This is a genomic window from Nocardia sp. NPDC088792 (assembly GCF_044750615.1).
Classification (GTDB): domain Bacteria; phylum Actinomycetota; class Actinomycetes; order Mycobacteriales; family Mycobacteriaceae; genus Nocardia.
Genome location: NZ_JBIVKC010000004.1, coordinates 487,060 through 505,459, shown reverse-complemented (window position 1 = coordinate 505,459; position 18,400 = coordinate 487,060). Strand labels below are relative to the sequence as shown.

The 18,400-nt window shown below is 67.2% G+C and carries 16 protein-coding genes; 10 read left to right on the top strand and 6 right to left on the bottom strand.

The window, feature by feature from the left end:
• Positions 1 to 645: 645 nt before the first annotated feature.
• Positions 646 to 3,333, top strand: a complete 2,688-nt coding sequence (gene cphA, locus ACIP5Y_RS28935) for a cyanophycin synthetase (protein ID WP_400354755.1) — start codon at positions 646 to 648, stop codon at positions 3,331 to 3,333.
• On the opposite strand, the gene ACIP5Y_RS28930 is transcribed toward cphA, so the two are convergent.
• Positions 3,328 to 5,256 carry an ABC transporter ATP-binding protein gene (locus tag ACIP5Y_RS28930; protein WP_400354753.1) on the bottom strand — a complete coding sequence of 643 codons (1,929 nt, stop codon included), beginning with the start codon at positions 5,254 to 5,256 and terminating at the stop codon, positions 3,328 to 3,330. The two genes, cphA and ACIP5Y_RS28930, sit on opposite strands and share 6 nt — an antisense overlap.
• Positions 5,257 to 5,332: 76 nt before the next feature.
• Here ACIP5Y_RS28930 and ACIP5Y_RS28925 point away from each other — a divergent pair, with 76 nt between their 5' ends.
• On the top strand, positions 5,333 to 5,734 hold the full coding sequence (locus ACIP5Y_RS28925; RefSeq protein ID WP_400354751.1) for a hypothetical protein: 402 nt from the start codon (positions 5,333 to 5,335) through the stop codon (positions 5,732 to 5,734).
• On the opposite strand, the gene ACIP5Y_RS28920 is transcribed toward ACIP5Y_RS28925, so the two are convergent.
• Positions 5,697 to 6,518 carry a crotonase/enoyl-CoA hydratase family protein gene (locus ACIP5Y_RS28920; RefSeq protein WP_400354750.1) on the bottom strand — a complete coding sequence of 274 codons (822 nt, stop codon included), beginning with the start codon at positions 6,516 to 6,518 and terminating at the stop codon, positions 5,697 to 5,699. The genes ACIP5Y_RS28925 and ACIP5Y_RS28920 overlap by 38 nt on opposite strands.
• A gap of 162 nt (positions 6,519 to 6,680) precedes the next feature.
• Between ACIP5Y_RS28920 and ACIP5Y_RS28915 the strand changes: the two genes are divergently transcribed.
• Entirely contained in the window at positions 6,681 to 7,244 is a 564-nt protein-coding gene (locus ACIP5Y_RS28915; protein WP_400354748.1) for a PadR family transcriptional regulator, read from the top strand.
• A 30-nt stretch (positions 7,245 to 7,274) separates the two neighbouring features.
• Here ACIP5Y_RS28915 and ACIP5Y_RS28910 read toward each other — a convergent pair whose 3' ends face one another.
• Together ACIP5Y_RS28910 and ACIP5Y_RS28905 are read right to left on the bottom strand one after the other, a co-directional pair.
• Positions 7,275 to 8,426, bottom strand: coding sequence for an alpha/beta hydrolase fold domain-containing protein (locus ACIP5Y_RS28910; protein WP_400354747.1), 1,152 nt, complete (start codon positions 8,424 to 8,426; stop codon positions 7,275 to 7,277).
• A gap of 19 nt (positions 8,427 to 8,445) precedes the next feature.
• Positions 8,446 to 10,275, bottom strand: coding sequence for an alpha/beta fold hydrolase (locus ACIP5Y_RS28905; protein WP_400354745.1), 1,830 nt, complete (start codon positions 10,273 to 10,275; stop codon positions 8,446 to 8,448).
• A gap of 191 nt (positions 10,276 to 10,466) precedes the next feature.
• Here ACIP5Y_RS28905 and ACIP5Y_RS28900 point away from each other — a divergent pair, with 191 nt between their 5' ends.
• Positions 10,467 to 11,648: a lipase family protein gene (locus ACIP5Y_RS28900; RefSeq protein ID WP_400354743.1), complete on the top strand. Its 1,182-nt coding sequence runs from the start codon at positions 10,467 to 10,469 to the stop codon at positions 11,646 to 11,648.
• On the opposite strand, the gene ACIP5Y_RS28895 is transcribed toward ACIP5Y_RS28900, so the two are convergent.
• Positions 11,645 to 12,385, bottom strand: coding sequence for a TIGR00266 family protein (locus ACIP5Y_RS28895; RefSeq protein WP_400354741.1), 741 nt, complete (start codon positions 12,383 to 12,385; stop codon positions 11,645 to 11,647). The genes ACIP5Y_RS28900 and ACIP5Y_RS28895 overlap by 4 nt on opposite strands.
• A gap of 202 nt (positions 12,386 to 12,587) precedes the next feature.
• Here ACIP5Y_RS28895 and ACIP5Y_RS28890 point away from each other — a divergent pair, with 202 nt between their 5' ends.
• A complete protein-coding gene (locus ACIP5Y_RS28890; protein WP_400354739.1) occupies positions 12,588 to 13,076 on the top strand; it encodes a DUF4352 domain-containing protein in 489 nt (162 codons plus the stop codon).
• A gap of 25 nt (positions 13,077 to 13,101) precedes the next feature.
• Here the strand turns inward: ACIP5Y_RS28890 and ACIP5Y_RS28885 are convergent, their stop codons facing one another.
• Positions 13,102 to 14,610, bottom strand: a complete 1,509-nt coding sequence (locus ACIP5Y_RS28885) for a PucR family transcriptional regulator (RefSeq protein WP_400354737.1) — start codon at positions 14,608 to 14,610, stop codon at positions 13,102 to 13,104.
• Between the two features lie 265 nt (positions 14,611 to 14,875).
• On the opposite strand from ACIP5Y_RS28885, the gene uraD reads away from it, so the two are divergent.
• From uraD to ACIP5Y_RS28860, 5 genes are read left to right on the top strand one after another with little or no spacing between them, the layout of a single operon-like run.
• Entirely contained in the window at positions 14,876 to 15,391 is a 516-nt protein-coding gene (gene uraD / locus ACIP5Y_RS28880; protein WP_400354735.1) for a 2-oxo-4-hydroxy-4-carboxy-5-ureidoimidazoline decarboxylase, read from the top strand.
• A complete protein-coding gene (gene uraH, locus ACIP5Y_RS28875; protein WP_400354733.1) occupies positions 15,388 to 15,687 on the top strand; it encodes a hydroxyisourate hydrolase in 300 nt (99 codons plus the stop codon). Before uraD ends, uraH begins: the two co-directional genes overlap by 4 nt.
• 3 nt (positions 15,688 to 15,690) lie before the next feature.
• Positions 15,691 to 16,563, top strand: coding sequence for a factor-independent urate hydroxylase (gene pucL / locus ACIP5Y_RS28870; RefSeq protein ID WP_400354731.1), 873 nt, complete (start codon positions 15,691 to 15,693; stop codon positions 16,561 to 16,563).
• Between the two features lie 58 nt (positions 16,564 to 16,621).
• Positions 16,622 to 17,983, top strand: coding sequence for an 8-oxoguanine deaminase (locus ACIP5Y_RS28865; RefSeq protein ID WP_400354729.1), 1,362 nt, complete (start codon positions 16,622 to 16,624; stop codon positions 17,981 to 17,983).
• Between the two features lies 1 nt (position 17,984).
• Positions 17,985 to 18,329 (top strand): hypothetical protein, encoded by a 345-nt coding sequence (locus ACIP5Y_RS28860; protein WP_400354727.1) that lies wholly within the window; start codon positions 17,985 to 17,987, stop codon positions 18,327 to 18,329.
• Positions 18,330 to 18,400 lie beyond the last annotated feature (71 nt).

Below are 18,400 nucleotides of genomic sequence, written 5' to 3'. Positions count from 1 at the left end.
CTCAGCGCACCCAGGTGCCGGTGAGTGCGAGGACTGCCGTGCCGTTCATGCCGGCGAGCTTCAGTCCGGTGAATTGGCGTGCGGTGTCGGAGGTTTGCATGCGCAAGACGGGCCGGTCGGTAGTGAGCGGTTATTGGGTTCGGGAGATGTCGCCTCGAGCCACTTCCACACCAGCGATTCGTGGCGCGTATCTGATGGCCGTCCCGAGACTGTCAGGCTGTTGATGTCCCGTGAGGACGGAAAGGCTTGGTACGGCCACCTTTTCGAAGGCACCACTCGCACCTGATGCCATCGAGAATCCAATCAGCGGGAATCCTTCCAAATGGACCGCATGGCCCGATCGTACTTCGGACGGGCGTTTTCGGCTGGTAAGACGCTGCCGACCGGGTTATCGGCCGGATCGGGTGGCGATCCGGGTTCGGGCGGGGAATGTGCCCAGTCGAACATTCTCCGTACGATCCGTCAACCGAATGCGACGTCGTTCCGGATGGCATATGGACCCTCGCTCTGCAACCCTTTCAGCGGGGTGAAAAATACGCTGCCCCAACGTCTTCCGTTCGATGACGGTGCCGATCTCCCCTGTTATAACCATTGGAGGAACCCGCGCCGGCAGCGCCGCCGCAGCGCCCGGAATCGGAGGACAGCATGCGGATCATTCAGGTTAGAAGGCTGCGCGGGCCCAATCTCTTCGTATCGCGACCGGTCGCGGTCGCCTTGGTGGATTTGGAAGAACTGACCCGTCAGGAGACCAGCGAATGGCCGGGCTTTACCGATCAGTTGCTGCATGCGCTGCCCGGGCTGGCCGATCATCATTGCGGCGCCGGGCGGCCGAACGGGCTGGTGGACAAGATGCGGCGGGGTACTTATGCGGGGCATGTCGCCGAGCATGTTGCGCTGGAACTGTCGCATCTCATCGGGCGGGAGGTGTTTTTCGGGCGCACGATCGACGCCGGTCGCGCCGGGCTCTATCGGGTGATCGTGGAGTGCCCGGTCGACGAGTGGGATCGGGATCCGATCCCGGAACGCCTGTTGCGGTTGGCGGTTCGCGTGGTCGCCGGACTGGCCGGCGGGCAGCGCCCGGATATCACCGCCGAATTGGTCGGGCTGGCCACCGATTACGAGCGTTCGCGGCTGGGTGTGAGCGGTCAGGCACTGGCCGATGCCGCCAGGGCGCGCGGCATCCCGGTCCGGCGGCTGTCCGACGCCGCCCTGCTGCAACTGGGTCACGGTTGCCGTCGACGCCGGGTGTGGGCCGCGATGACCGCGGGCACCTCGGCGATCGGCGTGGATATCGCCGCGGACAAGGAGATAACCAAGCGGCTGCTGGACACCGCCGGTATTCCGGTGGCTGATGGGATCGCCGTATATAGCGAACGGGAGGCCGTCGCGGCATTCGACGAACTCGGCGGACCGGTAGTGGTCAAACCTGTTGCGGGCAACCACGGCCGGGACGTCCATTTGCAGCTGCGGACCACGAAAGAGGTCGTCTCGGCCTACCGGGAGATCAGTCAGCGGCACGCGGGCGCGCTGGTGGAGGTCTATGTTCCCGGTGCTGATTACAGGGTGCTGATGGTGGGTGGCCGGCTGATCGCGGCGACGCAGCTGACTGCCGCCCACGTGACCGGTGATGGCCGCTCCGATATCGCCGCCCTGATCGAGCAGGCGAACGCCGATCCGCGCCGCGGTCTGGGGCACGATCGGCCGCTGACCCGAATCATCTTGGACCGGACCGTCACCGCGCATCTGGCGGCACAGGGGTTCCAGCCCCGCGGTATCCCGGCGGAGGGCGAGGTGGTGTGGTTGCGGCGCACCGCCAATCTGTCGACCGGGGGCACCGGCCGCGATGTCACCGATCTGGTGCACCCGGATGTGGCCGCGCTGTGCCGTCGGACGGCGGCGGCGATCGGGCTGGACGTGTGCGGCGTCGATCTGCGACTGACGGATATCAGCGGTTCGTGGCAGCCGGGGAGCGGCTCGGGGGTCGTCCTCGAGGTCAACGCCTCACCCGGGTTGCGCATGCATCTGTCACCCACCGAGGGGGTGCGGCGGGATGTCGCCGGCGCGATCATCGACCACATGTACCCGCCCGGCACGCCGGCGCGGGTGCCCATCGTCTCGGTGACCGGCACGAACGGCAAGACCACCACCGTGCGCATGATCGCGCATGTGTTGCGCGCCAGCGGTTTACGCGTCGGCATGTCCACTACCGACGGAGTGTTCGCCGACGATCGGCCGGTCTACCTCGGCGATGCGTCCGGGCCCAGGTCGGCCGAGATGGTCCTCGATGATCCCACCGTGCAGGCCGCCGTGCTGGAGACCGCGCGCGGCGGCATCCTCGCCAGGGGTCTCGGCTACGACCGCGCCGACGTCGCCGTGATCACCAACATCACCGCCGACCACCTCGGCGTGGACGGCATCGAGGACATCGAGGATCTCACCAGGGTGAAGGCGCTGGTCGCCGAGCAGATCGCCGACGGTGGCCACGTGGTGCTCAATGCCGACGACGCCCGCTGCGCCGAGCTCGCCGCCTCGCCCGCCGTGGCCGGTCGTGATGTGAAGGTGCTGCTGTTCGGCCTCGACCCCGCCGATCCGGCGCTGCTCCGGCACGTGCGACAGGGCGGCACTGGCTACCTGCTCGACGACGGCTGGCTGGTCGAGGCCGAGGGCACTCGACGGACGCCGCTCCTGCGGGTGGCCGACGTCGCGGTCACCTTCGGCGGGCTGGCGGCCTTCAACGTCGCCAACACCCTGGCCGCGGTGGCGGCGTGCCGGGCGCTCGAGGTGCCGCGCTACGTCGTGCGAGACGCGCTCGCCACCTTCGACAGCAGCCTGCACAATGCCGGGCGCGGCAGCGTCTACCGCATCGGTGACCGGCCCGTGATGGTCGACTACGCGCACAATACGGCGGCCCTCACCGCGATCGGCGACCTGCTGCGGCGTCGGTGGGGTCGCAGCCCGGTGGTGGCGCTCACGCTGCCCGGCGACAGGTCCGACGAGCTGGTATCCGACGCCGCCTATGCGGTGGGCCGGCTGGCCGACCGGGTCGCGGTCTACGAGGACGCCGATTTGCGCGGCCGTGAGCCCGGCGAGATGACCAAGCTGATCACCGCGGCGCTGAGTGCGGCCGATTCGGGCATCCGGGCCGTGCCCTGTGCAGGCCTGGAAGAGGCCTTCACCACGGTTCTTTCGATGGCGGCGCCCGGCGAACCGGTGCTCCTGGTCTACGAACAGCTCGCGCAGGCGAAGGCCACGCTCGCCCGGCACGGCGCCGTCGCCTGGCCGGCCGCCGCGGATGCTCTCGCGGATCCACTGGTGGCAGAACAAATCTCATAGCCCCGGCCCGGCCTCGCCGGACTGTTCGTAGGCCGAAGCTTGCAGGGCGTAGAGCTCGGCGTACAAGCCCTCGGCGGCCATCAGGTCCCGATGGCTGCCGTGCTCGACCACCTCCCCCTTCTCCAGCACGTAGATGCGGTCGGCGTAGCGGACACTGGCCAGGCGGTGAGTGATCAGCAGCACGGTTCGCCCGAGGGAATGGGTGCGCACCGTCTCGAACAGGGCATGCTCGGCGCGAGGGTCCAGGGCGGCGGTCGGCTCGTCGCAGATCAGCAGCGGCGCATCCCGATAGAAGCCGCGGGCGATGGCGATCCGCTGCCACTGCCCGCCCGACAACTCCGCGCCGTGCCGGAAGCGCCGATCCAGCTGGGTGTCGTAGCCATTGCCGAGCCGGTCGACGACGCGGTCCACCCCGGCCGCCCCGGCGGCTTCGGTCAGTCGCCCCTCGTCGAGGGCCCGGCCCATGGTGATGTTGTCGCGGGCGCTCATCGGCCACCGGGTGTAGTCCTGCATGATGACCGCGATCCGCTCCCGCAGCCGATCGGGATCGACCGCTTCGACGGGTGTGTCGTCCCATCGCACGGTGCCCTCGTCGGGGTGGTAGAGCCCGGCGAGAATCTTCGCCAAAGTGGTTTTCCCGGAACCGTTCTCGCCGACGAGCGCCACCACCTCACCCCGGTGGATCCGCACCGAAACCGACCGTAGCGCGGGCACTACCGAACCGGGGTAGGTGAACCCGATGTCGGATGCGGTGATCGAGTGGAAGTCCGGGGGCTCGGCCGAGCGGCCGGCCGCCGGGACGCGGCGTTGTGCCTCGGCGCAGAAGTCGAGATAGTCGCCGAAATACAGCCCGGATTCGAAGCATTGATTGACCGCGTACAGCAGGCTGTAGAGCGAGGACTGCCCGGAACGGATGGCGAAGGTCGCGGTGCCCGCCACCGCCAGCGGCATGGCGCCGAGGTACAGCAGCAGCCCGAGGGCCAGGTAGACCAGCCCGAGGCCGAGACCGCCGACCACGTCGCCGCCCACGGTCATCATCGTCTCCCGGCGAGCCAGCCGCAGCTGCACGGCCCGCGCCTGTCCGGCGAGCCGGTCGTAGGCGTCCAGCAGGAAATCGCGCATATTGAACGCCCGGATCTCGGCGGCCGAGGACCGGTCGGCCATCAGGTCGGTGAGGATTCGCTTGCGGCGCCGGGTGGCCGAAAGCTGGTATCCGACCTGGTATCTGGTCTTGGCGATGCGCAGCGCGATCAACGCGTCGGGTATCGCCGCAACCAGTAGCAGCGGTAGCAGGATCGGGTTCAGCAGGCCGAGTACCGTTGCCGCCGACAGGAATCCGATGATCGCGGTGAGCACGGCGGTGACGGTGGTGACCAGGCGGTACGCCTCGGACAGGCCGCGGTCGCGGGCGCGGTTCAGCATGGCGTGGAACCAGGGGTCGTCCAAGGCGACCAGTTCCACCCGGGTGGTGGCGGCGAACAGCCGGCGTTCCACGGTGTCTTCCACGAGCGGTTTGAGCCGCGCCTGCGACCAGCTCGCCCCGACCAGCAGACCGACGCGCAACACGGCGAGGCCACCGACGAGCAACAGCGCCGGCAGGGCCGCCACCAGGCGCGAGGGCGTCGGCCCGTCCAGGAACAAGGCATTGAGCACCCGGTTGGTCGCCAGCAGGCCGAAGGCGGCGAGCGTGCCGGATGCCATGTCGAGCAGCACGGTGATCGCGGTGTCCACCCGGCTGGCCTGCCAGCACAATCGGGCCACCTGGGCGATCAGCCCCGGCAGTTTCCGCAGTACCGCACCGAAACGGACGGAGCCGAGATCGGCGTCATGGCTCTCCGAGGCTCGATCCTCGAGTTCGTCCGCAGTGAACTCCTCGGCAGCGCACGCGGCCTCGGACCTGCTCCGGGATTTCGGAATTCTCATCGCGCAACCACCCAACCAATGGACTGCCACCTCCGATGATTCTTGCTGCGGCAGAAAGGGATTCACAACCCGGGCGGTGACGGCCGGCTTGAACGGCACCGGCCGCATCGATGAGTTCGAGCTCGGGGGACAGGGCGGGTGGCTGCTGCCCGGCCTCACGCCAGACCTGGTCGCGGGGGAGGAGTGGCTGGATCACAGTGCGGTGGACGAGAATTCGGGCCTGCGGCTGTCGGTGCACAGCTTCCTGGTCGAGATCGCGGGACAGCGCATCGTCGTCGACACCGGCGTCGGCAATGTCGACTCGGCCCTGGCCACTCGTTCCCGCGCGAACCTGCTGGCCGAGCTCAGTGCTTCCGAAACCGTGCTGCTCGGAACCCATTTCACGCATCCGACGGGTGGCTGGGTGCGCCGCTATGGCAATAGTTACCAGCTGGCGGCCGTCAATTCCCTTCGAACTCAGCCTCTTCGCGGTTCTTGAAGGCTTGGAAGCCGCGGCGGATGTCCTTGCTGAGTAGGATCCGGGCGAATTCCGTCCGGACCTTGCCGAGGGCCTTGGCGGCGCCTTTGTCCTGGGCGAGCCGGCCGTTGCGGAGGACGGTCTGCACGCCCAGGGGAGCTTGGCGGGCAATGGTTTCCGCGATCTCGTGCGCCTTGGCCACGGCCTGGCCGGGTTCGGTGAGTTCCTGAATCAGGCCGATTCGATGCGCTTCGGCGGCGGGGAAGTCGTCGCCGGTGAGCGTCCAGCGGTTGGCATTGTGGGTGCCGACGGCCAGTGGCCAGCGGACCGTTCCGCCGCCGAACGGGAACAGTCCGCGGCTGACTTCGTACTGGGTGAAGGTCGCGGAGGTGTCGGCCACATTGATGCTCGCAGCCAGCAGCAGCTCGATGCCCAGGGTGAAGCAGCGTCCTTCGACCGCGGTCACCACGGGCTTGGGGCACAGTGGTGCGCCCACGCCCCACGGGTCGACGCCGCCCTTGGGGACCAGCCCCTTGAACAGTTCGAAGGGCAGCGGATTGAGCTGGGACAGTACTTCGAGGTGCAGCTTGGGCAGCAGCGCACCGAGATCGAGTCCGCTGGTGAAGTAGCGGCCGTTGGCCCGCAGCACGCCGACCCGCAGGTCCTTGTCCTGGGCGAGCTCGGTGTAGGCCTCGGCGAGTCCGCGCATCATCGGGAAATCGAAGGCGTTGAGCTTGTCGGGCCGGTTCAGGGTGATGGTCAGGATGTGTCCGTGACGCTCGGTGCGGACGGTGGGCTCGGTCATGGCCTCCAGCTTTCTGCCTTACGCGGGTCGGAAATATGTAAACCGATCGGTATAGTTACGTGATCGTAGTATATCGATCGGTCTAATGGGTATCTGACAAGTGGAATACCGGCCGCCTATAGTTTCCGGAGACCCCAGACCGCTGCGAAAGGTTCCCGACCGATGAAGCTGGAATACCTGCTGCTCGGCGTCCTGGGCGTCCGCCCCGCTACCGGCTACGACCTGAAGAAGTTCTTCGACCAGCACGGCCGATTCATGCGCTCGAACACCCAGATGAGCCAGGTATATCGGGCGCTGGGCCGGATGACCGACGAGGGCTGGGTCGTCTACGAGGTCGAAGCCCGCCCGGGCCCGCAGGACGCCAAGACCTACCGGCTGACCGCGGAGGGCATGACCGTCTTCCTCGACTGGCTCACCGGGCCCTACGTGCCGTCCACCAAGTTCACCGATCCGGAATTCACTACCCGGCTGAGCTTTTCGGGCTTCATGACCGAGGAGCAGCTGCTCCGGCTCGTCGACACCGAACTGCAGGCCCGGCGCGATCAGGTCGCTCGCTTCCGTGATCGCGATCGCTCGTTCCCGCCCACCGCCGGTTTCCCGTTCGATCTCGAGCTGGGAGCCGCGATGGCCGAGCGGCTGCATCGGTGGGGCACCGCGGATATCGACCGCCACATCGAACGGCTCGAACAGCTGCGCTCGGACCTGGCCGGCGGCACGCTGCGCTGAAAGCTCACCGCACGGCGCGGTCATCGGCGATCAATGCGTGTAGACGCCGAGGAATTGGGCGAGCACGCCGTAGGCGATCTGGGTGGACCAGTTGCCCCAGACGCCGTTGAAACCGTGGTCGGCCCAAGGCAATACGACCGTCCGGTGTGCGACACCCACGGCCGCGAGCCGGTCATCGAGGGTCGTGGCCTGAGCGGTCGGCACGAGGTGGTCGCGAGAGCCGATCAACTGCAGCGTCGGCGGTAGTCCCGCGCGAACGTAGGTCATGGGCGACATCGTGCTGTATTCCGCGGGCAGCGCCTGCGGACTGCCGCCGAACACCTTGGACTCGACCTCGGACGCGAGCGAGGGCGCGCCCGAATCGTGCATGAGTGGCCCTACGGCGGTGGGCCCGAAGAACGAAATCACCGCGCGCACCGGCTGTTCGGGCACCGCGCAGGACGGCGGATAGGCGCCGGTCCCCGGGGTGTAGGCGGCCAGCAGGGCGAGATTGCCGCCCGCCGAGCCGCCCGTGACGGTGATATTGCCCGGATCGATATCGTAGGTCTGCGCATGCTGGGCGACCCAGCCGATGGCGCACTTCACATCGGAGGCCTGCACATTCCACCGCGGCGGCGGCGAGAGCCGATAGTCGATGTCGAACACCGTGTAGCCCTGCTCGACCAGCCACTGACCCAGCATGGCGTCATCGCCGCGGCCGCCCTCGATCCACGCACCGCCGTGCACGTCCACGACCGCGGGCCGGCCCGGCGCCGGATGCGGGCTGCGCCGCACGTCGAGTCGGAGCGGCTGCCCGTCCGGCGTCGCGTAGACCTCGGTCGGGGTCGGCGCGGCGATATGTGGGCCGGAGCTGAAATACCTTGGCAGCGAAAGATTCACGCCGTTCGCATTGGCGGTGCCGAGCGACATCGCCCAGGGCAGCAACCCGCCGACCGCCGCGAGGACGGCGATGACGACCACTCCCGCGGTCGCCCAGCGCCATCGCAAGCGCCACGCCGCCCAGGCGAACAGCGCACCCGCCACCGCGACGATCAGCAGCCACAGCGAATACGAGGTGACGATGAACGACACCAGCAGACCCGGTGTCGGCAGTTTCGGCAGCAGCACCGTCGTGCACGCGCCCACGATCAGCAGCGCCCACACCACGATCGATGCGATCAGCAGAACTCTGCGCCAGTTCATCGCCCCTCCTCGATCCGTCTCAGTTGCCTTGCAGGACAGGAAGTTCGAGAGTCTGGTCCGTTCCTGCCGCGATCGCCGTGTGATGCTGGGCGGTGCCGCCCCGGAAAGCGGATTCGCCGCCGGAAACGGTCACCCGGAGCCGGTGCCCCGGTTCGAACCGATGAACCAGTCCCTCCATTGTGATGGTGACCGGCTGGTTCGTGTCGAGGACGCGAACGGGCGATACGAGCCCGTTGATCACGGTCTGCTGTCCGTCCGGCGCCTCATCGAGCATCTTGGCGAAGAGAACCAGCGAATCCTCCACGGACCCGTTCAGGGGCCGTTCGGTCGCCAACCGCAGTGTCAGGCGAGGCATTCCGGCGACATCGAGGGGTGTCGTGGCGGGCTCGGTCGTCCACGAGGCGAAGGTGCCGGGGAGGTCGGTGCCCGGCGCCTTCCGGGCGGCCTCGAGGTCGTTGCCGGCGGGGATGCCCAGTGGGATGGTGTCGAAGGCGGCGGTGCCGGGCCGGATCGCCGCGGGATCGGGTGTCAGGGAGTCATCGCCGGACAGGTACAGCGTCGTCGACTCGGCGACGCGCGGTTCCGAAGCGGTGGCGTAGGGGCCGGCCGGGTCGCCGGTGAACGGAACCCAGGGCCGGAAATACGCGAAGCCGGGGCCGGGATCGACCGGTTGATCCCGCAGATAGTGGTCGAACCAAGCGGAGGTCCTGGCATCCCAGTAGTTCGCGACCGGGTCCACCGCTTTGAAGTTCGAGCCCGGTTCCTGTTGTGTCGTGGTGTGCCCCATGGACATCCAGATCATCGAGGCAGGTACGCCGCGCTGCCGGAGCCCGTCATAGGTGGCCTGGGCCTCGTTGAGGTCGAACAGGGCATCCTGCTGGCCCTGGATCAACAGCACCGGCACCTTGATCCGGTCGAGGTAACTCGATACCGAGGTGGTGCGTAGTCGATCGATCAGCTCCGGCGGCATGAATCCGGAGGGGGAGAGTACCGCGCCGAGCGCCTGGCAGGCGACGTCCGCGGAATTCGGGCAGCCCAATAGTCGCGCCGGGTCCTGCAGGTAAGCGCCGTCCGACCGGGGACTCAATATTGCTCCGTCGGTGAATAATCCGAGCCCGAAGGTCGACTTGGCGGCGCCGGAAATCGCGCTCGACACTCCTTCCAGCTGCCCGGTGCTATTGGGCGCCAGCGAATACGAGAGATCGTTCCAGGTGGCCATCGGCACGAGCGCGTCGATCCGGGGATCGATCGAGGCCGCCGCGAATTGGATACCTCCGCCATAGGACCCGCCGACCATTCCGACCCGCGGATCGTAGCGATCCGCCTGTCCCGCGTGATCGACGGCGTCGTGCACGACGTAATTCAACCCCGCGACCGGCTGCGTATGCGCCTGATCGGTGAATGCTATGCCGTCCCGCCCGCCCAGGAAATCGACCAGCTGACTCGCGGCCTTCCCGTCGTATTGCGGATCGTCGAGCCGTGTCCGGCACCCGGATCCGCCGAATCCGAGTCCCGAATAGGCCAGCACCGCGTAACCGTGTGCGGCGTAATAGGTCCCGGTGGATTCCTGCGAGTTCTTCGAACCACCCCACCCGTTGGTCGTCAAAATAGCGGGTACCGGGTTCGCCGGACTCGCGTCCGCGGGCGTGTACAGATCACCCACGACATCACAGGCAATATCGTCATCGGGCCCGACCATGGTAGCGAAATGCAAAGTCTGCTTGGTGAATTCATCCGATGCGCCCTGCGCCACCGGCGCCGGCAGTATCGCGGCGGCAATGGCGAAACTCGCCGCGGTGCCGCATCCGCTGAGTGCAATGCGCCGATAATCCAACCGTCGCAATGTCATTCTCGACGACCCTTCCCCGTGCCGATTCGATTCCGGAACTGAACAGAGCGCAGCATATTTGACCGGCCGTAATTCGAGTTCGGTCGACGAGCGGGACACGCCGATCGGAACTGCGGCGGTACCGGACGGTATGGCGCGCGGGTTACCTTTCAGCCGGTTCGGCCGTCGAAGCACGAGAGTTGGGAGCAATTGTGGCGGATCGCGGATCCGGATATCGGCTACTGCTGCGAGTGTGGCTCGCGGGCGCCTCGCTCGCCCTGGCGGTGCCGGCCGCACCCGCACAGGCCGACGATGCCGTGGGCGCCGTTGTGCAGTCCCATCCCGTCTCGATACAACTGGACGGTATTCCGACACCGGTCGCCGCGGATCAGCTGCTGTACCGCAGTACCGGGCAGCTGGATCAGCCGGATATCGCGATTGCCACGGTGATCCGGCCCCCGGGTGCGACCGCGACCACGCGGATCGTGTCGTACCAGATGGCCTACGACACCCTGGGCGCGCAGTGCGATCCGTCGTTCACCCTGCAGGGCGGTGGCTCGCGCACCTCGCTGCCGGCCCTGGAGGCGAACCTCGTAGCCGCTTATATCGCAGCGGGATTCACCGTCGTCCTGTCCGATTACGAGGGCCGGCGGCAAGAATTCGCCACCGGTCAGGGCTCGGGTTATCGCACCCTGGACGCGATCCGGGCCGCGGAACAGCTGCTCGGTGTGGAGCCGTCGACACCGGTCGGCCTGGTCGGCTACTCGGGCGGGTCGATCGCCACCGAGTTCGCCGCCGAACTGGCCCCGGACTACGCACCGGAGCTCAATATCCTGGGCGCGGCCGCGGGCGGACTGCCGGTGTACCTGCCGCACAACATCGACTACATCGACGGCAGCGCCAGCTGGGCGAGCGTGATTCCGTTCGCGCTCACCGGGATCGGCCGGGGCTTCGGCCTCGACATGTCGCAGTACCTCTCCGGCTACGGCGCCCAGATCATGGCCGAGGTCGCCGATCAGTGCTTCACCGACAAGCATTTCCCGGGCCTCACCACCGAGCAGCTGCTCCGCCCGCCGTACCAGGACTACCGGACGATCGGCCCACTGATGGCGGCGCTGGAGCGGCTGCGCATGGGCGCCACCGGAACTCCGCGCGGGCCCCTGCTGCTCGGGGTCGGCAATAGCGACGGCATCGGTGACGGCGTCATGATCGTGAACGACGTCCGTGGTCTCGCCGCCGACTACTGCCGCCGCGGAATTGCCGTGCAGTACCGCGAATTCGCGGGCCTGGATCACAGCGCGGCGATCCTGCCGTTCGCGGCGGCGGCCTTCGGCTTCACCTCGGACCTGTTCGCGGGCCGCGCGGCCGCCGGCGATTGCGCGACGCTGACCTAACTGCGCAGCATGGACCCGACGAAGGTGCTGGCGGCCGCGCCGCCACCGGCTTCGGCGCCGACGTAGGGCAGCAGGGCGTGGGCGAGGTTGGGCAGCGGCATGCTCTGCAGCACGATCTCGCCCGGCCCGGTCAGGGCCACCAGCAGGAAGCCGTCACCGCCGAAGATCTTGTTGCGGATGCCGGGGACCGTGGTGATGCTGAATTGCACGGTCTGGTCGAACATTCCGACATGGCCGGGATGCACCAGCATGGTCTGGCCGGGCGCCAGGTTGTAGCGGGTCAGCTCACCGGACAGTTCGATCCAGGCGCGGCCCTGTCCCTCCAAGCGCTGCAGCCGGAAGCCGTCGCCGCCGAACAGGCCGCTGCGGATCGACTGCTGCAGCGCCACACTGACATTCACGCCGGGCGTGCTGGCCAGCCAGCCGTGGCGGTGCACCAGCATGCTGCGCTGCGGGTGAATGTCGACCGGCACGATGTGGCCGGGCACCTTCGTCGCGAAAGCCACCAGCCCGGGACCGTTGGTGGCCTGGTACTGGGTCATGAACAAGCCACCGCCGCCCGCGACCCGCTTGAGCGAGTTCATGAATCCGCCACCGTTCGGCCCGCCGGTGGTCTGCGTCATGGTGATGTTCGGTGACATCCAGGACAATTCGCCGTGCGGCGTGATGACCGCTTCCCCCGGCGCCAACTGCATCTCCAGCACCGGCATCGTGCTGCCATTGATATTCGCCTGCACTACTACTCCCCGTAGATCCTGATCATGCGGCCGTCAGCATACGGCGGCACGGGCTCTCGCGCACAGGTGGATGCCCGGACACGATGCGGTGGCGCGAGCTGCCGCGCGTTGAAATGTGTTGTGTCAAGGAATGATCAAGGAATGATCGGAGATTGATCGGCATGATTGCGGGCCTTGATCATGTGCTGATAGGACGAATCCTATGCGCAGGACAGTCCTCAGTGCAGTACTCGCATCGACCGCCCTCCTGAGCGGATGCGCGAGCCATTCGCCGGGCCCGGCGGCGCCTGCGATCGTGACGGTACGGGTCGATCAGCGCGGTCGGGACAATCGATTCGAATTCATGCTGCACGGTGTTGAGACCGGAATGAAGACGGTGGGCCGCAGCGGATTCGTGGAGAATACCGCGGCGGGCACATATGTGATCGCCACCTTCTGGATCAAGAACATCACGTCCGGTCCGCAGGATTTCCGCAATTCCGATGTGACACTGGTGGATACACAGGGCCGCCGATTCGCGGTCGATGATTCGGCCACCATGACCTACAACCTCGATCACGCGGTCGATCCGACCTATACCGGCATGCCCGCGGGGAAGGTTCTCGTCGCGCGCATGGTGTTCGACGTGCCGGTGGACGCCGTCCTGTCACACGTCATGTTCCTCGACGATGTGAAGGTGACGCTGCTGTGAGCCGTCGGCGCGGCTTCGGGAGCCGTCAGCGCAGTGCGAGGGCGAGGAAGAAGTCGACGCGGTCCTCGAGCCGGGACAGGTCGCGCTGGGTCAGTTCCTCGATGCGCTGGATGCGGTAGCGCAGCGTATTCACGTGCAGGTGCAGCAGATCGGCGCATTTGGTCCAGGACCCGGACACCTCGAGGAAGGTCTCCAGCGTGTGCACCAGATCCGACCGATTGTCCTTGTCGTAGCTGCTGAGCGGATCCAGCAGCCGCACCCGGAACATCCGGCGGACTTCGTCGGGCACGCTGGCCAGCAACAGCATATGGGTGGCGAGCTCATCGTGCCGCACGATGCTGGTGGGTTCGTTGCGCTCGGCGGCCATGCGCCGCGCGTAGCGGGCCTCCTCGACCGCGCCGCGCAGTCCTTCCCCGTCGACCGCGCCGCTGATGCCGACGGCCAAACGGCTCGAGTGCAGTCCGGGTTCGAGGGTTTCGATCGCGCGATGGATGCGGTCGTCGAGCAGCTGCTCCCCGCCCACGGAGACCAGCGCGATGGCTTCGCCGTCCACCACGCCGACGGCAGGGCTTCTGTCCCAGAGGATTTCGCGCAGTACCGCCCGCACCTCACCGGGCCGCACGGCCCCGGAGTCGGCGGTGGCGGCGACCGCCAGATAGCGCTCGGAGAGCCCGAGCCCGGTGAGTTCGAGCCGGGAGATGATCTCGGCCGGTTTGGCCTCGGACATGATCAGGTCGATGAGTTCCTGCGCCAGCCGCCCTTCGGCGCTCTGCCGATCGTCGAGCCGCGCGCGTTCCAGCGCGACCACCGCCGCGAGTTCGCTGGTGAGCGCCCGCCGTTCGTCGGGCCAGTCCTTGTAGTCGCTCTGGAAGACCAGGAACCAGTCCGCGATGCGCGAGGTCCCGTCCGCGTCGACCGCGAACAGCGAGTACCGGGTGCCATCGTAGGAAAACACGTGCGGCAGCCGCCGCGCGCTCAGGAAAGCGGCGCGCACCGCATCCGGCAGCTCGTCCGATGTGCCCGCGACCACACGCCCGATGGACGACACCACCCAGCACGGTGTGCCCAGCGTGCGATGGACCAATTCCAGCACCGACCCGAGCCCGCCACCGGCGACCAGCTGGCGGTGCCGGTCCAGGATCGCCGCCAGATCGGCGGCCCGCCCGACGGAGAGATGCCGGTTGATGGTCTCGGTGACGGTGGCGAAGGCGACCTGCGCGTCGACCCGGAACAGCGGGATCCGATGCTTGCGACAGGCCGCGGCGAGTTCCGCGGGCGGTTCCCCGAACAGCGCGTCGCCCGCGGCGACGGCGGCGACCTTGGCCTGGGCGAGGTTCGCGATGAAGGTCTCGCAGTCCGCGGGCTGGGTCAGCCACTGCAGCCCGGTGAGGACGAATTCGCCGCCCGACATGTAGCGGCTCGGGTCGAGCATGTCGGTGGTGACGACCCAGCGCACGAAGCGATCGAGCTCGTCCTCACCGGTGACGAGCCCGAGGCCCAGATCCGTCATGTCGAGCAGGGAACGTAACCGCATGATGGAGAGATCAAATCCCGTCGTTTCGGTGCCGGAATCGCTGTGACCAGCAATTGAGGGGCGACCGGTCGGTCGCCGGAGCATGACCTACGTTACACAAGCCGGGTCGCACGCTAACGATCGGTGACATGTGGGTTACGGGACTTGGATGTAGCTACAAACGACCGCCTGTGGGGCAAGCCACAGGTTCGGATGTCTCGGTGCTGCCGCACCGGGTACCAGGCCGGTTTAGTTAACCGGCAGAACGCCAATGGATGGAGGTCGGATGTCGAGTCGCCTGGAATGGCTCGGGTCGCTGTCCCTCGAAGACGCCGAGTCGCAGCTGCTCACCTGCTGCGCATCGCGGCGCTGGGCGCGCAAGATGGTGGCCAACCGGCCGTATGCGAGTGAGTCGGCATTCATCGAGGCGGGCGCCATCGGCGTCGCCGAACTGGAATGGTCCGACGTGGAGGAAGCGCTCTCGGCGCATCCCCGGATCGGTGAGCGGCAAGCCAAGGCCGAGACCTCCGCGCAGGAGGACAAGTGGTCCAAGCAGGAGCAGGCCGGCGCCGCCGATGCCGATCCCGAGGTGCTGGCCGAATTGGCCGCCGGAAACGTGGAGTACGAGAACCACTTCGGCCATGTCTTCCTGATTCGCGCCAGCGGCCGCAATGCCGCCGAGATGCTCGCGGAGCTGCGCCGCCGGTTGCGTAATTCGCCCGCGGCGGAGCAGGCTCAGGTCAAGATCGAACTGGCCGACATCACCGCACTCCGAATCCGAAAACTGCTGGGGCACATATGAGTCTTTCCACCCACGTGCTGAACGCGGCGACCGGCCGCCCGGCCGAAGGGTTGGCGGTGCGTCTCGAACGCGCCGACGGCACCATCCTCGCCGACAAGCACACCGACGCCGACGGGCGGATCAAGGATCTGCCTTCGCTGGAGCCCGGTGCGTACCGGCTGATCTTCCAGACCGGAGAGATCAGCCCCTTCTATCCCACGGTGACCATCGATTTCACCGTCACAGACGCGGCCGAGCACTACCACGTGCCGCTGCTGCTGAGTCCCTACTCCTTCTCCACCTATCGAGGTAGCTGAACAATGACGATCAAGCTCGGTGCGAACCGCTATGGAAAGGCGGAGACCCGCGTCGTCCGTGTGACGAAGAACGGTTCCAAGCACGAGATCCGCGACCTCAATGTGAGCTCGGCCCTGTCCGGCGATATGGAGGCGGTGCACTACACCGGCGACAACGCCAATGTGCTGCCCACGGACACCCAGAAGAACACGGTCTTCGCCTTCGCGAAACAGCACGGCATCGCCTCCCCGGAGGAGTTCGGCCTGCTGCTGGCGCGCCACTTCGTGGACTCCCAGCCCACCATCCACCACGCCCGCGTGGAGCTGGAGGAGTACACCTGGGAGCGGAATGTGGTGGGCCTCAACGCCCACCCGCATTCGTTCGTGCGTTCCGGCCGCGAAACCCGTACCGCCCTGGTGCATTACGACGGCAACAAGGCGTGGGTCGTCTCGGGTCTGAAGGATCTGGTGGTGCTGAACTCGACGGGTTCGGAGTTCCACGGCTACATCAAGGACAAGTACACCACCCTGCAGCCGACCACCGATCGCGTGCTCGCGACCGAGGTCAACGCGCAGTGGCGGCACACCGGCGACAACGCCGAGTGGGACAAGTCCTACGAGGTCGTGCGGCGTTGCCTGCTCTCGGCTTTCGCCGAGACCCATAGCCTGTCGTTGCAGCAGACCCTGTTCGAGATGGGCGAGCGCGTGCTCGAAACCTGCCCGGACATCGTCGAAGTCAAGCTGCAGCTGCCGAACAAGCACCACTTCGAGGTGGATCTGACGGCGTTCGGCCAGATCAACGGCAATGAGGTCTTCTGGGCCGCGGATCGCCCGTACGGCCTGATCGAGGGCACCGTGGTGCGCGAAGTCCCGACCGCCGGCCCGGCGTGGGATTGATTTACTAGAAGTTTCTGGATGCCGTCCTGCTGGCGGCAGAGCGTGAGGCGGCCGCCGCATGAGCAAGATCGTCATCGAGAACGCTTACATCGCACCGGTTGTCGGTGACGAGATCCCGGACGGGTATCTCGTCATCGGCGAGAACGGTCGTATCGAAGCCCTCGGCGCGGGACCGGCGCCGACGGTGGTGGGCGCCGAACGCCTCTCCGGCACCGGCTGCCTGGTGACCCCGGGCCTGGTGAACACCCACCACCACCTCTACCAATGGGCCACCCAGGGCCTGTTCCAGGACGCCACCCTGTTCGAGTGGCTGACCGGCCTCTACCGGCTGTGGGCGAGCATGGACGCCGATGTCGTCCACGGCGCGGCCTCCGCGGGCCTGGGCTGGCTGGCGCTGACCGGCACCACCACCTCTACCGATCACCACTACGTGTTCCCCAAGGGCCGTGGCGATCTGTTCGAGGCCGAGGTGCGCGCCGCCGCCGAGCTCGGCCTGCGCTTCCACCCGTGCCGCGGTTCCATGGACCGCGGGCAGTCGCAGGGCGGCCTGCCGCCGGACGAGGTGGTCGAGAACCGCGAGGAGATCCTGCTCAATACCGAGGAGATCCTGAACAAGTACCACGATCCGTCCTTCGACTCGATGCTGCGCGTCGCGGTCGCGCCCTGCTCGCCGTTCTCGGTGAGCAAGGAACTGATGATCGATTCGGCCGCACTGGCCCGCAAGCACGGCGTGCGCCTGCACACCCACCTCGCCGAGACCCTCGACGAGGAAGAGCACTGCCTCGAGCAGATGGGCTGTACCCCGGTCGAATACATGGAGCAGTTGGGCTGGCTCGGCGACGATGTCTGGTTCGCCCACGCGGTGCACCTGCACGACAAGGACATTCGCCGTTTCGCCGAGACCGGCACCGGCTCCGCGCACTGTCCCACCTCCAATGCCCGGTTGGGCGCGGGCATCGCCCGCGTCAAGGATCTGCTCGCCGCCGGCGCGCCGGTCGGCCTGGGCGTGGACGGCGCGGCCTCCTCCGAACTGACTTCCATGGCCGGGGAAATGCGCCAGGCCATGCTGTTCCAGCGCGCCGTGCACGGTCCGAAGGCCATGACCGCGCGCCAGGCCCTCGAGGTCGGCACCCTGGGCGGCGCCCGGAATCTGGGCCGCCAGCACGAGATCGGCTCGCTGGAGCCGGGCAAGCTGGCCGATATCGCGATCTGGCAGGTGGACGGCTTCCGCGCCGCCATCGAGGATCCGGTGTGCACGCTGGTCTTCGGCCCGCAGCCGCCGCTGGCCCGCCTGCTGGTGGGCGGCAAGACGGTCGTGGAGCACGACGAGTTGAAAACCGTTCCGCACGACCAGGTCGCCCGCAACGGCGTCGCCGCGCGGAAGCGGATCATGCGTCAGGATCCCGGGAGCCGAGGCTGAGATGACGACCTCCCGCGGCGACGCGTCCATCGGCCGGATCCTCGCCACCGTGCACATCGCCGAGGATTTCGAGTTCGGCATGCGCTACGAGTACGGCGCCACCGCGACCGGAAAGCTCACCTACGCAAAGGTTCTCAGCACCCACGACGGCGGCGTGATGCCTGGATTCGATGCGAAGCAAGCCTGTTCCGCGCACGAGTCGATGATGGACAAACTCGCCTACGTGCTCGATATGGACCCGATCCGGGTACGGCAGCTCAATGCAGTTATGGAGGAAATTCAGTTCACCGCCGGCACCAGCACACGTGTGCCGTCGTCTCCGGAAGACATCATCCGGAACCGTTGATTAACAGGGGCAGACCGCAATTCCGCGGTAGAGACTCCACAACAAACAGCTCGAATCCGCAGCCCGAGTAT